This window comes from Pseudomonas parakoreensis, assembly GCF_021602155.1.
Classification (GTDB): domain Bacteria; phylum Pseudomonadota; class Gammaproteobacteria; order Pseudomonadales; family Pseudomonadaceae; genus Aquipseudomonas; species Aquipseudomonas parakoreensis.
Genome location: NZ_BQHY01000008.1, coordinates 310,943 through 326,069 on the forward strand (window position 1 = coordinate 310,943; position 15,127 = coordinate 326,069).

Consider the following 15,127-nt stretch of genomic DNA (forward strand, 5'->3'; position numbering starts at 1 on the left):
AATCCAGCTCTTCGCTTGTGATTTTGATCTTTGCTCTTGTCTGTTGGTGCACAAGTGAATACGGACGTATTCGGTAGTACTTCATCAGCAACGCTGAAGTTATCAAACCCACCTCCGGTGGAGCAGAGCAGAGCAAGAGCAAAAGCGTGGATGTGTGTTGAAACATTATGATTATCTGGTGCACTGATCCCGAATCGGGACGATACGACTTTTGTTTATCGAACCGGTTATCCCACTCAGACGTTACCGTCTGGGAAATATCGTGGGGGGCATCCACCCGCCCACCCACTGTATATATATGGTGGGCGTGAGTGGGTGATTCTTTCTGTCAGTATCCTGCTGCTGAAATGGCGAGCTCAACTTCTGGATAATGATCAGGGTGCAACCAACCTTGTCCTTCGCAGTAATCCAAGAACGCATCATTCCCTTTTGGCTCAGGGTGATGGAGCTTGACCACTGAAACGCTCACACCGGGGGCATCTGGAGTGCCTGCGAGCTGGTTGATCTGATCCAAGGTGCGCTCCTGTAGCCGTGCAACAGGCTCCTTAGAAAGCCCTTTGACTGCCAGCTTGAGGATGTACTGACGCGCTGCAAACTTTTGCTTTCTCCTGGCAAGTGCATGATCAACTCCTTCTTCGACATGCTGTATTCCAGATACCTTCATGAACTCATCTACAGCCTCTTGAATGGCATCTTGTAGATTCGAAGCGCATTGCGTGATTACCGTACTCGACTTGACTGGTTCGTCTGTATCGATCCAATCCATAACGAAAATGGCCGACAGTCCTTCTGCTGCCGCACGTTCACGAATCCGTTCTCTCACTCGTTTGAGTTGGTCGGCGGTGCATCGCCCTTTGTACTTACCTTTTTCAGCATCCCATTCAACACCGTAGCATTCGTTCATCACGGATCGAAACTGGTAATCCTTGATTCCAGTGCGACGAATCGCTATCGGATAACACCGGGCAACTGCACGCTCGAAGGGGGATGTTGGGAGCTTCTCGACTACAGGCACGCCCTTAATGGCTTGACGGACGTAATGCTCAGTTTCACCTGTTGCTTCAATAATCTTTCGCCGAGACACACCAGCTATATGGAGCGCGATAACTTTCTCTTTACGAGGATCAGGAACGACTGGCGCCGTGGAGGGGGCATCATCATTTGCGGCGTGGGCGGTGGAAACCAAATTTAAAACGAAGGGGTGCGACATGGATTGTTCTCCTGTGGTTAGTTCATTGCGATAGGCAAATCCTTCGGCGTAGTCGCCGGGTTGGGTTTGGTTAATGACGGCCACAAAAAAGCCCCAATCTAAAACACTGTTGTAAAAGTGTTCGAGTGAGGCTCTTCGAGGTGTCGGTCTGTCATTCGAGACAGGTGAAGGATATTACACAACCCGCCATCCCCTGTCAATCTAAAAAGTTGACGCGGCGTGAACTAGTTGATCTAGGAGATGGGTCTTGCACTATCGGTCTCAATCGATTTCTCGCCCATTGGTGTGCAAATCTTTGATGAAACCGATTTCCGAAGCGCAATACGCCCTTTGCTTGGTTCGGGGGCTCGTTAAGGCCCCGTAAACACTGGATCAAACTGACATGGGGATTGAAGCGTGGTGAAAGTAGGTTGCGTTTTTAACGAGTTTTGGAGGGTTTTGACGGGGTTTTCGAGGCCGCCAGTACGGTCACTGCTACCCGCCAACGAACAACTCCTTAAGCATCTCCGCGATAGTTTCAACGGGTACACCGGAACCGTAGACGTCAAAAGTTATCGTGCCCGAGGCATGCCCCATCACGGCCTGTGCGTAAGCCGTAGGAACTCCTTTGGCCTGCATCAAGGACGCCAGCGAATGCCGGATGGAATGAAACACCAAGCCGGGTGCAAAGGATTCTCCGAGGGCAGCAGGGATCGCCTGTCGGTTCGCCCAATCACCTGCTGTCTTGTAACCAATCTGAGCCAACGACTCCGACCCACTGAGCTTGCACGCCTCGAGGTACCGCAAGAATGCTGCGAGGTCGAAACCATAAGCGCCTTCAGTCAGTGGAACCAGACGCTCACTGCGCTTGTTCTTGATTGACTTCCCTTCGCCTGCTTCGTTGATGTGAATGGCTGTAATACCTGATGCAAGAGTTTGAACATCGCTGACCGTCAACTGTGAGATTTCATTCAGACGCCCGCCCGTGATAGCCCCAAGGCTCAACAGCCAACGCTTCCATGAGGTCTCTGGCAGCGTATTGGAATAGGCCACCAGCCTACCTACCTGATCCTGTGAGAACGCCTTACGACTCGACTCAAGGCCCTTTGTGAGCTTGAGTTTCTTGTCGTAGGACTTGGGTATGTGGCCATTTTCAACCGACCATGCAAGGACAGCCGATAGCTTCACGATCAGCTTATTGACGGTCGAAGACATGCGGCCAACTGAAAGGCGATCACGCAGCGCCACGAGGTCAGCCCGTGAGTGAGTCCGCATGTCCAACCCGCCAAGAGCCGCAGAGATGGTCCCGTGGCAAATCTTGGTTTCCTTCAGGGTCGATTCCTTCTGGTTCTTCCCACGGTCAGCCAAGTAGAGGCCCGAGAGAGTCTCGAAGGTCATAGGTGACGCCAATACTGATAGAGACACCGGGACGTCCGCAACTGACTTCATGGATCGCGTAGAGCCGCCCACAGAGCCTGAGTGGCTGTCATGCAACCCACCCCACACCTGCGTTACGCTGTCATCACGCCCTGCCTCAAACAGCTCCACCGAGACAACACGGAAATGTTCTTTCAGCTTGCTCCAAGGGGCGTCTGGGTTCTCCAAATGAAACGCCCTGACGAAGCCCGCAAGGTGCTCTGATGCGTCCAATGCGTCCCGTCTGTTGCTGGTCTTGAGGGAAACAGAAGCGAAGTCAGTGGTGCTACCAGTGGCCCTGAGACGCATGTAGTAAATCCCGTTACGCCTGAAGTGATACGGCTTGGCGAGCCTTGTCGTCGGTTTCTCGGGAAAAGCGAGGTTTGTACCATTGTTTGTAACAACAGATTGAGCTGCAAGGATGCTCATAGCGGTTAGCCCCTGTATTCATTGGGTTAACCTGAGCTCCTTGAAGTTCTGGATGTACTGCCGGGAAGATCTGAGGAAGTTAAAGCGGATCACCCTTCTGTGGGACTACATCCGTGAGGTGACCGAGCGCAATCAGGGTTTGCTAATGGGGCAGACTCGCGAGATGCAGTTCGCCGATTAATCGGCGCTGACCACAATCGACACCCGACGATTCTCGGTGCGTCCGGCCGCAGTACTGTTGGACGCCACCGGCTCGCTGCTGCCCAGTCCGCGCAATTGAATGTTCTCTTCCTTCATGCCGACGGTGGTCAGCACTTTGGCCACACTCTTGGCCCGGCGCAGCGACAATTGCTGGTTATAGGTCTCTTTGCCCGAGGCGTCGGTATGACCATCGACCCGTACGCGTTCAATACCGACCCCCACCAGGGCCTTGCCGATGCGTTCGACGATTTCGGTGCTTTGGGCGTTCAGGCTTTCGATATCGCTGCCAAACAGCACTTTGCCTGACAGGCCAAACTCCCAGCCTTCGTCGGTTGCCTCGAAGCCTTGTTGTTTGAGGACGGCGATCTGCGCCGGGGTCAGGCCTTTTTGTGGTGCGGTCTGGCAGCCGGTCAGCGCCAGTACGGCGATCATCAGCAAGGCGGAAAACAATCGAGCGGGAAGAATGAACACGGGAATCAGCTCCTGGTTTGCAGATTGACAACCGGGCTCTCCGACCCGGCAGTGAATTGAGCACCACGCGACAGGCGTTTGGCCTGGTACATCGCCGCGTCGGCGGCGTTGAGCAAGGCACCTGGCGTGGCACCATGATCAGGGAAAACCGCAATGCCGATACTGAGCGACGTCACCACACTGGTATCGCCCGGCAGCGCGATGGGCATGTCCATGCTGTCGAGAATCTTGTCGGCAATGCGCTCGGCGTCTTCGACCTTGTGCAGCGGCGCAAGCAGCACGGCAAACTCATCGCCGCCAAGCCGCGCCACCAGATCCTCTTCACGCAGCTGCGCGCGGATCCGATTGGCGACCGCCACCAGCACGGCATCGCCGGCAGCATGACCGAAGTTGTCGTTGATACCTTTGAAACGGTCACTGTCGAGAAACAGCACCGCTACCCGCTCGTTGAGTTTGCCGGCATTACGCAGGGCACGAATCAATCGGCCCTCGAAAAACGCCCGGTTCGGCAAGCCGGTGAGGCTGTCGTGGCTGGCCTGGTGGGCGAGGGTTTCGTTCTCGCTCTGCAGGTGGGTTTGCCAGGATTCGAGTTCGTCGAGCAACGCATTGAAGTCGTTGCCCAGATTATCCAGTTCGGCAATCTGCGCCGGCGGTACCCGCCGATCCAGCGCGCGCTCGCTGCGCGCGGCGTGGGCCACCGCGGCGAGGCTACGCAGTGGTCCGGTAATACCGCGTAATTGTCGACGCGCGAGATAGAGCGCGACCCAGGCACTGATGGCGGTACACAGGATGATCCCTGCCAGACCGCTCAGCAAAAAGCGCATGAGACTGCCGCCATGACCGACCAGCAGAATGTGACCGATTTCGCGCTCCTGATGCACAATCGGCAGCCTGACCGGCTTTTCCAGAACGGTACGCGTGATCTGCATTTCCAGTTCGGTAAACAGGCCGTTCTCGGGCCGCTGCCAACGCGCCAGCACCTGACCTTGCGCATCGAACACCTGCACGTCCGCCACCTCTTCGGTGGACGCAATCAAGGCCAGCGCTTCAGTCGCGGCCGCCTTGTCGTTGAACACTACCGCCGCTTCCACGGTGTAGCTGATCGAGCGCGCAATGAGCTGCAAGTTGTGATCGGCGTACACCCGCAGCGCGAGAACGCCCAGCAGGGTCAGCGATACGCTGGCCATCGTCACGGCTACCAGCGCCACAATCAAATGGCCACGGCCAATGACCGATCCCAGCGTCGGGCGGCTTCCAGAACGGAACAGTTTCATGGCGCCGCCGGTTTGCGACGCGACAATTGCAGTACGCTCGGGTGGATGCGTACACCGCTGCGCGCGACAGAGTCGAGGTTGACCTCGAAGGACACCTGTTCATCGCCGACGCGCAGGCAGAACAGGCTGCCGACCGTACACTGATCGCCTCCTTCGCTGATGCTCAACACCGGGTGACCGATCAATGAAGCAAACAGCCGACTGCGCTCATCCGCCGTGAGTTTGCCGATGTACACCGCATCGCATTCGCTGACGATCGCCGGGTTGTCGGCCAGCAGTCGGCGTACGACGACCGGCCGACCAGTGGCCTGCGTGGTGCCTTTGACCAGATCGTCGGTGTATTCGGTAGGGCCGACGATGCACAGGCGCAATTGCGCAGGTTCAACCGGCCAGCGTGCATAGCTGAGAATGCCGAGCACGACCTGCGTCACCGCTTGGGCGCGTTGCTCGGCCATGCCCGCTGGCGTTTGTGGCTGCGCGATGGCAGCGCCCGCCAGCAAACAGAGCAGACCGACAAGCAATGCGTGCTTGCAGCGAACCACGCGCTCTGTCGCCCAGACAGCCACCTTCATGCAGGGATTCTCTTGGATCGTACCGAAATGATGCCGCAACGATAGCACAGCGAAGTAACACCAGCGAGACAGTGTCTTCTGACCGGCCGGTCAGTAATCGGTACCAGACATCAGGTTATTTCATTCCAGAGCCTCTGCGCCTTCCTCCAGTTCCAGCATCAATCCGCTCAGGCGCTTGACCTTGCGCTGCACGGCCTCTTCGAACACTCCGGACCGGGGCTCGATCAAGGTGAACCAGTGCTTGGCCCGTGTGATTCCGGTGTAGATCAATTCTTTGGTCAGCACCGGATTCAAGGCGTCAGGCAGGATCAGCGCGGTGTGGGCGAACTCCGAGCCTTGAGATTTGTGCACGGTCATGGCGTACACCGTTTCAACGTCGTTGAGCCGACTCGGCAGCACGAACCGTACCCCGCCCTGCCCGTCGTTTCGTGGGAAGGCCACGCGCAGTACCGGTCTGCCAGCTTCGGGGCCCTCGCGTTCGGGCAACTTGAGGGCGATGCCGATATCGCCGTTCATCAGTCCCAGACCATAATCGTTGCGGGTCATCAGCACCGGCCGGCCTTCGTACCATTGTTGGTCATGCTCGATCAGGCGTGCCTTGAGCAGGGTTTCGGTGATCCGCAGATTCAGCCCTTCAACGCCCCAAGGTCCCTTGCGCACGGCACACAACAACTGGAAGGTGTCAAACGCCTGCAGCACCGCCCGCGCCCAGTTGATCCAGTCTGGATGTTCCAGCGGTCTGCCTGCTGGCGGGCGTTGTTCGCGCAGGATGTTCAGATAGTGGCGATAACCCTGTGGACCGTCGCCATGACCGTCGAGCAACAGGCGCTCCAGCTTGTGATCGTGTTCTCCCTTGAGCGGCAGTGAAAACACATCGTCGTAGTGACCGGCCGCCAGCAACTGGCGCGCCTCATCCGGCAACTGCTGATTGACCCGCCGCGCCAGTTGACCAATGCCGCTACCTTCACCGAAACGCCGGGAATGACGCAGCATCACCAGTTGTTGGGCCAGCGGATGAGAGCCATCGAGGTCTACGTGCAGGTCACTGCCGTGCAATGACTCTCCGCTGACCGACTCCAGCCACTGCCGGGTGTGCGGGTTATACCAGCCTGCCTCGGCATCACGGCAAAGATCGCCAAGTACCGCTCCGGCCTCCACCGAAGCGAGTTGATCCTTGTCGCCGAGCAACACCAGACGCGCATGCGTCGGCAATGCATCGAGCAGGTTCGCCATCATTTCCAGGTCGATCATGGAAGCTTCATCGACCACCAGCACATCCAGCGGCAAGCGGTTGCCAGCATGGTGACGGAAGTGTCGGGTGCCGGGACGGCTGCCCAGCAAACGATGGACTGTCGTGACGTCGCAAGGGATCTTCTCGCGCACGTCTTCGGTGACCGTCAGCGATTGCACTTGCTGGCTGATGGATTCGGTCAACCGCGCAGCGGCCTTGCCGGTGGGCGCCGCCAGACGAATACGCAACGGTTGACCGGCCTCGACCGCCGGCGCCTGGAGCAGCGCGAGCAAACGCACCACGGTCGTGGTTTTACCGGTCCCCGGGCCGCCGGTGATGATGCTGAACGCACCGCGAGTGGCAAGGGCACAGGCGAGTTTCTGCCAGTCGATCACGGCCCCCGGTGTTGCAGGGCCGAACAACTCATCGAGGCGCTGAGGCAAGTCATCCGGCGGCGTTTCAGGCTGAGCCAGACGTGTCCGTAACGCTGCATCGATACGCCGCTCGTAAGCCCAGTAGCGCCGCAGATACAGGCGCTTGCCGGACAGCACCAACGGCCGCTGCTGCGCCGGGTCGCGGGTGTCCGCTGTCAGTGCAACCAGCGCACTGCTCGCCAGCGCCTTGCACCAATGGGCGCCATCCAGCGTTTCAAGCAACTGCGACGGCAGCAGCCATACATCACTCTGTACATCGCCTTCGGGAGGCAGGGAGAGGGCGAAATCCGGGGCCTTGAGGGTTTCGAACACATCAAGGCAAACATGCCCGTGACCCAGTTGATGGCTGGTCAGTGCGGCTGCGAGCAACACCAGAGGATCGGACTCAGGCGCAAGTTCGTGCAGGAAACCGACAAAGGCTTTGTCCAGCGAGCGAAGCCAGCCTCGTTCGACCCAGCGCTCAAGCAAGATCAGCAGATCCGAAGCTCTGGTCAGTGGCGTCAGGCTCGACGGGTTGTCGATAGCCGATGACAGATCGGCGAAGGTACGCTTCATAACAGGACTCCCTGTTCCCATGCGGGTTCGGCCTTGGCTTCCGGCTTACCCTGGAACAGGCGATCCAGGCGTTCGATCAAGTCCCGTGGCGGCCGCGCAAAGTACACGCCACTACTGTCTGCCCGGGTTCCCCGCAGGAATACATACAACGCACCACCGACATGCCGGTCGTAATCGTAGTCGGGCAGACGCGCCTTCAATTGCCGATGCAAGGCCAGCAGATACAGCACGTACTGCAGGTCGTAACGGTTGTCCAGGATCGAACGCTCCATGGCTTGCTCGGTATAGGCCGTATCGTCGACACCCAACCAGTTGGATTTGTAGTCGGCGACGTAGTAACGGCCCGCGTGCTCGAAGGTCAGGTCGATAAAGCCCTTGAACATGCCGTTGAGCTGTACTGGCTCGGCGGCAACTCGCGCCACACCGTTGTGGGTGTACTGGCGTACCCAATCATCGAGTTTGAGGACATCAACCTTGTGACTGGCAAACCAGAACTCCATTTCAACCCGGTACTGCTTCAGTTGCTCGAGCACGACCGGAGGCTGTCCGCCACCTGCTGGCAGCGGGGACTTGAGCAAGTGCTGCAGCCAGTCACTCAAGGTGACAATCCAACCCTGCCAGCCGCGCAGATTGCAGCGCCGGCCAATTGCGTCCTTGATTGACTCACCGGAAACGGCAAAACCTTCATCGCCAGCCCACTCCAGCAAACCATGGAGGAAGGTTCCCGGGTTCGGGCCGCGAGGAAAACGATGAATATCGGCGCCACCAACCACGAGCTCTCGCGGCGCATCCGGGTCAAGGCGCTCATCGTCAAACAGCTTTTGCGCTTGCGGACTGTCCGGCGCCTCATCGCTGCCGACACTCAACACGTCACTGATGCGCAACGCACTGTAGGAGGCAATCCACCAGTTTTCGCTGGCCTTGCGCTTTGGCACCAATGTGGCGCTGAGGATCGCTTCATTGCGCTCGGGCTGGTAGATCTCCTGCGTCGCTTGAGGCAACTCACTCAGACTGATAGCCGCGCAGTTCTGTTGCAGATCCTGCAGCCAACGACTCAGACCGGTTGACTCATCCAGCCTTGCGCCGCCACCCAGCAGATAGCCAAGCGCCGAAAGATGAAGCACTGAACTGCTGTTATTACCGCGCTTGAGGTCCGTGACACCCAGCCAGCATGCATGTTGCGCGCGAGTCAGCGCGACGTAGAGCAGACGCAGGTCCTCGGCCAGACGCTCGTCATCCGCCAGGGCGACCAATTCGGCGGTAGGCTTCAGTGTCACCTGGGCTTTGCCGGAGGCATCGTGGTAATGCAGCGGCAGGCGACTGCCATCCACCGGTTTTGCCGAACAGATGAAAGGCAGGAACACCAACGGATACTCAAGTCCCTTCGACTTGTGGATGGTCACCACCTTGACCAGTTGCTCGTCGCTCTCCAGACGTAATATCTGTTCTTCACCGGCCTGACCGGACAGTGCCAGCAACTCGGCCAGATGACGAATCAGCGCTTGCTCGCCATCGAGTTCCGCCGCGGCCTGCTGCATCAGTTCCGACAGGTGCAGAAGGTTGGTCAGCACTCGCTCGCCGTCACTGCGAGCGATCAGGGTCTGCGGTAAATCGAAGTCGTGCAGCAAGCGTCGCAACATCGGCAGCACACCTTGCTTGCGCCACAGTTCGCGATAACCCCGAAACTGCATGACTCGGGCTTCCCAGATCAACTCATCTTGATTCAAGCGCTCAAGTTCAGCCAGCGGCAGATTGAGGGTGATGCAGGCCAGCGCGGCCTTCAGTGAGCGCTCGACATCCGGCTCGGCGCAGGCCTTGAGCCAGGACAGCAGGTCGTGCGCTTCCTGGGCGGCGAACACCGAGTCCTTGTCCGACAGATAAACGCTGCGCACGCCACGGGCCGCGAGTTCTGTGCGTACGGCTTGGGCCTCTTTGCCGTCACGTACCAGAATCGCGATATCGGAGGGCCGCAAACCGCGGAAGGCTTCTGCGTCCCGGACAAATCCCGCCGCGCCGGCTTGCCCGCCGTTGAGCAATGCGGTGATTTCGCTGGCACAGGCCGCCGCCAACTGCTGGCGATAGACCGCCCCTGACAGCGGCTGGTCCGTCGACAGGTGCCAGACATTCAGTGCCGCGACATCCTCGCCGGCGACCTGCAGCCGCTCTTTGCGTCCTTGCGAATCAACGGGCTGGAACGGCACCGGGTTTTCCCCGGTTTTTTCCCGGAATAAAAACGCGCCGCGTCCCTGCTCACGGGACTCGGCGCGTTCGAATACATGATTGACCGCATTGACCATGCCATGGCTGGAACGGAAGTTGGTGCCCAGTGTATGCAGGCGGCCAGTGGTGGCCTGACGCGCACGCAGGTAGGTATAGATATCGGCGCCACGGAACGCGTAGATCGCCTGCTTGGGGTCGCCGATCAGGAACAGGCCGGTGTCCGGACTGTTATCTTCGATGCGATAGATGCTTTCGAAGATCCGGTATTGCACCGGATCGGTGTCCTGAAACTCATCGATCAATGCCACCGGAAACTGCTCGCGGATCACCGCCGCAAGGCGCTCGCCGCTGTCGGATTGCAACGCCGCATCGAGCCGCAACAGCATGTCATCAAAACCCATTTCCGCGCGACGACGCTTCTCTTCTTCAAAACGCGCGCCCACCCATCTCGCCGCGTGCTGCAAGACAGCGGCATCCGGGGTGGGCAGCGCGTCGAGGCTCGACTTGAGCCCCGGCATCGCGTCGAGCCCCGGATGACTCGGCGCCTGCCCCTTCCAGGCTTCAGCCATCCCGTCAGGGGTCAGTCGGGTGAAACCAGTGCCGATGTCCAGTTGCTCCATGGACTCGTCTTGCGCCCAGGCCTTGAGTTTCTCGAACCAGGGCTCGAAGTAACGCGCCTGCATCTTGCGTCCGTCAACGGCTTTGCTCGCGACGCCCTCGTGACAGATCACCAGCAGCTCATCCGCCCACTGACGCCATGGCATTTTCAGCTCGAGCAACGCGGCACGTCGCTCCCGCAGACACTCGTCGATCAGCTCTGCGGGAGCCTTTCCGTCGCCACTTTCATGCTCACTGCCAAACAGACCGCGCACCCTTGGCAACAATGCGGCCGGCCCGCCCCAGTGGGTACGAACCCAGTTCAGCGCATCGCCCTGCATCGGATAACAAAACAGTCGCCAGTAATCGCGCAGCACTTCGCCGAGCAGGTCGCTGTGATCGGTCTCCAGGGATTGCGTAAACAGGCTGCCGCTGTCGAATGCATGTTCGCGCAACATGCGCTGGCACCAACTGTGGATGGTGGAGACGGCCGCTTCGTCCATCCATTGCGCGGCGATGTCCAGACGATTGGCGCATCCGGGCCACTGCGCCGGGTCAAATTGCTCACGCAATTCGGCAATCAGGGCATCCGGCGCAGGGGTTTCTTCACGGAAAAACCGCGCGGCCTCGGCCAGCCGCGTACGGATTCGTTCACGCAGTTCCTTGGTAGCGGCATCAGTGAACGTCACCACAAGAATCTGCGGGGGCAGCAGCTCACGGCCGAAGCCGCTCGCTTCGCCGCCGTGCCCAAGGATCAGCCGCAGATAAAGCGCCGAGATAGTAAAAGTCTTGCCGGTGCCGGCACTGGCCTCGATAAGTTGACTGCCGTGCAGCGGGAAGGCCAGTGCCAAAGGTGTCCTGGTACTCATGCGCGCGCCCCTTCGCTGCTCAGTGAGCGCCAAGGCGCTTCATACAGAGGGCGATACAACGCGTCGCACCAACCGGAGAATGTTTCGTCCGCCAGCAATGCATCAAAGTCTGCAAATTGGCGGAACAACGCGGGGGTCTCTCGGCGCTCGCCTTCACTGGTCTGGCCGTCACCTTCGTAGGCCTTGCGGGCAGCTGCCTCGGCTTTGAGCGGATCAGTCTGCGCAAGCCAGGCGAAGGCTGTCTTGACCGCGATCGGCAGCGGCTGGCGCATGCCGGCCTGCCAGGCGAGCAGAAGATCGCCAAGGAAACGAGTGGCACGATCCTTCTCCATCGGCTCGAGCAACAGCGTATCGTCACTCGCCACCAACGCCGTGCTCAGCATGAGTCCGCTGGCGCAGGCCACCAGGTGGTTGACCCAGGGCTTGATCAAGCGATGCCATTTCCGACTTTTGATCGAACCGATGCTGTTGGGAATGGCAGTGACGGACAGCGCGCCACCGTCAGCACGCTGATGCAAACCCGCGAGCCAGCCTTCAATACGCACACCCTGCAACTCGAGATTGACCGGGAGTGCGCTGATCAACGGTGTCGGCCATAACGTCAGAAGTTGTTGGTAACGCTGCAGCAGGTCCGGTAACGGCTCGATCAACTCTCGTTGCAGGCATTCGCCGAAACCGGCAATGGGCAGCAACCCGCTGTTTTGCAAACGGCGCGCCTGATCTTCGAGTGCATGAACGACATTATCGGGCTGCCGGAGCGCGGCTTCGAGCAGGCTCTCGCTGAGTGTGTAACGTTGCAATGCGTCCAGCACGAACGGTTCTTCGTCAGCCAGGGGCGCCTCGGCGGCCTCAAAGTACACTTTGAGTCGCTGCGTGAAAAAGTGCCGGACCGGATTGCGCAGGAAATCCTGCAGTAGGGCCAGACTCAGCGGCTCCTCCTGAACATAAGGCGCGAGTAGCTCCGCTTCGTGTTGTGGCTCATGCACCTGGTGCAAAACCTGCCATTCACGGGCATAACTGAATAGTTGGTCGCCTTCATGGAAATAGCGCGAGCTGAACGGTTGCAGGGGATGCTCCTCGGTCATGGCGTGCAACAATTCCTGGTGCTCATCGAGCGACCGCCAGCCACTGGCAAGGTGATCGCGCAACTGGCCGATCAGCACGGAAGCAGGCCGTTCACTATTGTCTCGAATACTGCGTCCGACCCAACTGATGTACAGCTGATTTCGCGCAGACAGCAGCGCCTCGAGCAACAGATAGCGATCATCCTCACGTCGGGAACGGTCACCAGGCCGGTAATCGCTGCCCATGAGGTCAAAATCAAGTGGAGGTTGCGCCCGGGGATAATCGCCATCGTTCATCCCCAGCAAACAGACGAGCTTGAACGGGATCGCCCGCATGGGCATCAGTGTGCAAAAATTTACTGCGCCGGCCAGAAAGCGCTGGGACAGACGCCCCTGATCCAGACCCGCGAGCCAGGCCTCCCGAACTACTGTCAGCGGCAACTCATCTACCAACCCCACCGATTCGCAGGTCTGCAGCCAGGTCTCGCGCAGCTCCTCAAGCTGCGTGAGCAGATAATCGTCGTGCTCGTTACTGGCCTTGAAGAATAGTTGCATCAGAATCTGCAGCCGCAGGCCCCACGCCTTGGGCTGAGCAGCCTCATTGAGCTCGTGATGGGCCAGCTCCAATGCATCAAGCAGGGCAACCAGCGGCCCGATCAACGCAGCATCCAGACCGCCGATTTCATCGTAAGGCTCGATACCTGCGCAGGCGTTGGAGCTGCCTACGGCGTATCCAAGCAACATCCGTCGCAGGCCGAAATGCCAGCTGTTTTGCTCAAGCTCATCTGGCAAGCCCAGTCCGGCACGTTGTTCAGCGTTCATTCCCCAGCGCACCCCTGCGCCTTCGATCCAGCGATGCAGCGTAGGTAAGTCGCGTTCCTGAACGCCAAAGCGGGCGCGCAATGCAGGAACGTCGAGCAGGTCGAGGATCTCGCTTACCGGGAAACGACTGTCCGGCAGTTTGAGCAGGTGCTCGACGGCAATCAGCAACGGATCGCGACCGCGCTGGCCCTGGTCGGCCAAGGTAAATGGAATAAAGCGAGGATCATGCCGATCCAGTTGCCCGAACACCGCCCGAATATGGGGCGCATAGCTATCGATGTCCGGCACCATCACGATTACATCGCGCGGGCGTAGATGGGGATTGGCACTGAAGCGGGCGAGTAACTGGTCGTGAAGGATTTCCACCTCACGCTGAGCACTGTGGGCTATATGAAAGCGGATCGACTCATCCTGCGTCAGGTCGACGGCAGGCCAGTGCTCACGCGTTTCATTGAGCGGCCGCAATTCGAGGATGTCGTCCTGAAGTTGATTGAGCAGGTTCTGTGGCTGCGCCTCGCTGAACAGGTCGATGCGCCCGTCACGGAATGTCGCGCGATAGCTATTGGGGTCATCGTAGCTGTCCAGCAAGTTGATGTAGTCGCGCCCCTGTTTGCCCCAGGCTGCGAGCAACGGATGCGCGTGTTGGTGCAGCGCTTCCGGATCGAGTACAACCGGCATGCCGGTCTTGCGGCTTTGCCGCTTGTATTGATGGCGCAGCAGATCCTTGTCGGCAACGATATCGGCCCAGTGGTGTCGGCAAGGGTTGTGCACACACAGCAGCACCTGACTGAAACGCGCAAGTCCGGCCAATGCTTCGAGCACCTGGGCCGGCAACGAAGATATGCCAAACACGATCACCCGCGAGGGTAGCCCCGCAGGTGCGTTTTCAAGGGCATTTATGCGCCCGACAAAGCGCTGATGAACACCTGCTCGGCTCTGCGCCATACCCTGCTCACCGACATCTTCCAGCAGAGCACGCCACAATTCAGCCTGCCAGCAACTGACCGGGGGCAGTGGCTTCACTTCACCTCGAACATTGCGCAACTGGTGCCGGCCTTCGGCCCAGTCCTCGAGCCAATCAGCCCGATACACTTGGTACTGGTCAAACAGATCTGCCAGGCGCTCTGACAGCTGGTAGCGCTTGCGTAAATCCGTGTCGTGCGTGAGGAACCGTTGCAGCGGCTCAAAATGGGGGCGATCAATAACCTGCGGCAGCAAGCGCATCAGTCGCCAGGTCAATGGGGCTTTGTCGAGCAGGGACTTGGCGGGAATTTCGTCTCGGCCCAACACCATACGGTAAAGCTGCCACATGAAACTGCCAGGCAATTGCACATCTATGGCCGCAGCTATTCCGCATCCCCCGAGGTCGTCGTCCTCAGGGTCTTCCGCCAAAGCCAGTTTGAGCCATTGGGCGATACCGTTGCTCTGCACCAGAGCGATTTCGTTCTCCAAGGGTGCCAATGGATAGCGCCGCATGACACTAACCACCAGGCTGCGCAGTTCGTCCAGGCTATTGCTCTGGACCACCATGAATGCAGCATTGAGGGACTGGGCGTCCGGCATAAAAACTTCCTTGGAAAAGTACAAAGCCAGGGCAGAACCTTAGCATTGTCGGCAGGCTGTGACAGCCGGAAGGGCATACCGCGCGCTGTAGGAACTTTCCTGCGGGCAAAACAAAACCCCAACTGCTTTCGCAATTGGGGTTTCGGAATTTAATCTTGACGATGACCTACTCTCACATGGGGAAACCCCACACTACCATCGGCGATGCATCGTTTCACTT

At 58.9% G+C, this 15,127-nt stretch carries 8 protein-coding genes and 1 pseudogene; 1 reads left to right on the forward strand and 8 read right to left on the reverse strand.

The window, feature by feature from the left end; genetic code table 11:
* Window positions 1–328: 328 nt before the first annotated feature.
* Together L6D63_RS15225 and L6D63_RS15230 are read right to left on the reverse strand one after the other, a co-directional pair.
* Entirely contained in the window at window positions 329–1,294 is a 966-nt protein-coding gene (locus tag L6D63_RS15225; RefSeq protein WP_131671386.1) for a hypothetical protein, read from the reverse strand.
* A gap of 390 nt (window positions 1,295–1,684) precedes the next feature.
* Complete coding sequence (locus tag L6D63_RS15230; protein ID WP_236170349.1) at window positions 1,685–3,034, reverse strand: tyrosine-type recombinase/integrase; 1,350 nt, start codon at window positions 3,032–3,034, stop codon at window positions 1,685–1,687.
* Between the two features lie 43 nt (window positions 3,035–3,077).
* Here L6D63_RS15230 and L6D63_RS15235 point away from each other — a divergent pair.
* Window positions 3,078–3,215, forward strand: a pseudogene (locus L6D63_RS15235) (LysR family transcriptional regulator); the annotation flags it as partial.
* On the opposite strand, the gene yfiB reads toward L6D63_RS15235, so the two are convergent.
* From yfiB to recC, 6 genes are all read right to left on the reverse strand, one after another.
* Window positions 3,212–3,706 carry an outer membrane lipoprotein YfiB gene (gene yfiB / locus L6D63_RS15240; RefSeq protein ID WP_047291109.1) on the reverse strand — a complete coding sequence of 165 codons (495 nt, stop codon included), beginning with the start codon at window positions 3,704–3,706 and terminating at the stop codon, window positions 3,212–3,214. The pseudogene L6D63_RS15235 and the gene yfiB overlap by 4 nt on opposite strands.
* 5 nt (window positions 3,707–3,711) lie before the next feature.
* Window positions 3,712–4,980, reverse strand: a complete 1,269-nt coding sequence (gene dgcN, locus L6D63_RS15245; RefSeq protein WP_047291108.1) for a diguanylate cyclase DgcN/YfiN — start codon at window positions 4,978–4,980, stop codon at window positions 3,712–3,714.
* Window positions 4,977–5,552 carry a regulatory sequestration protein YfiR gene (gene yfiR / locus L6D63_RS15250; protein ID WP_047291107.1) on the reverse strand — a complete coding sequence of 192 codons (576 nt, stop codon included), beginning with the start codon at window positions 5,550–5,552 and terminating at the stop codon, window positions 4,977–4,979. The genes dgcN and yfiR overlap by 4 nt, the downstream gene beginning before the upstream one ends.
* Before the next feature lie 120 nt (window positions 5,553–5,672).
* Window positions 5,673–7,772 carry an exodeoxyribonuclease V subunit alpha gene (gene recD, locus L6D63_RS15255; protein WP_131671385.1) on the reverse strand — a complete coding sequence of 700 codons (2,100 nt, stop codon included), beginning with the start codon at window positions 7,770–7,772 and terminating at the stop codon, window positions 5,673–5,675.
* Entirely contained in the window at window positions 7,769–11,458 is a 3,690-nt protein-coding gene (gene recB, locus L6D63_RS15260) for an exodeoxyribonuclease V subunit beta (RefSeq protein ID WP_047291105.1), read from the reverse strand. Before recB ends, recD begins: the two co-directional genes overlap by 4 nt.
* Entirely contained in the window at window positions 11,455–14,907 is a 3,453-nt protein-coding gene (gene recC / locus L6D63_RS15265; RefSeq protein WP_131671384.1) for an exodeoxyribonuclease V subunit gamma, read from the reverse strand. Before recC ends, recB begins: the two co-directional genes overlap by 4 nt.
* Window positions 14,908–15,127: the final 220 nt, after the last annotated feature.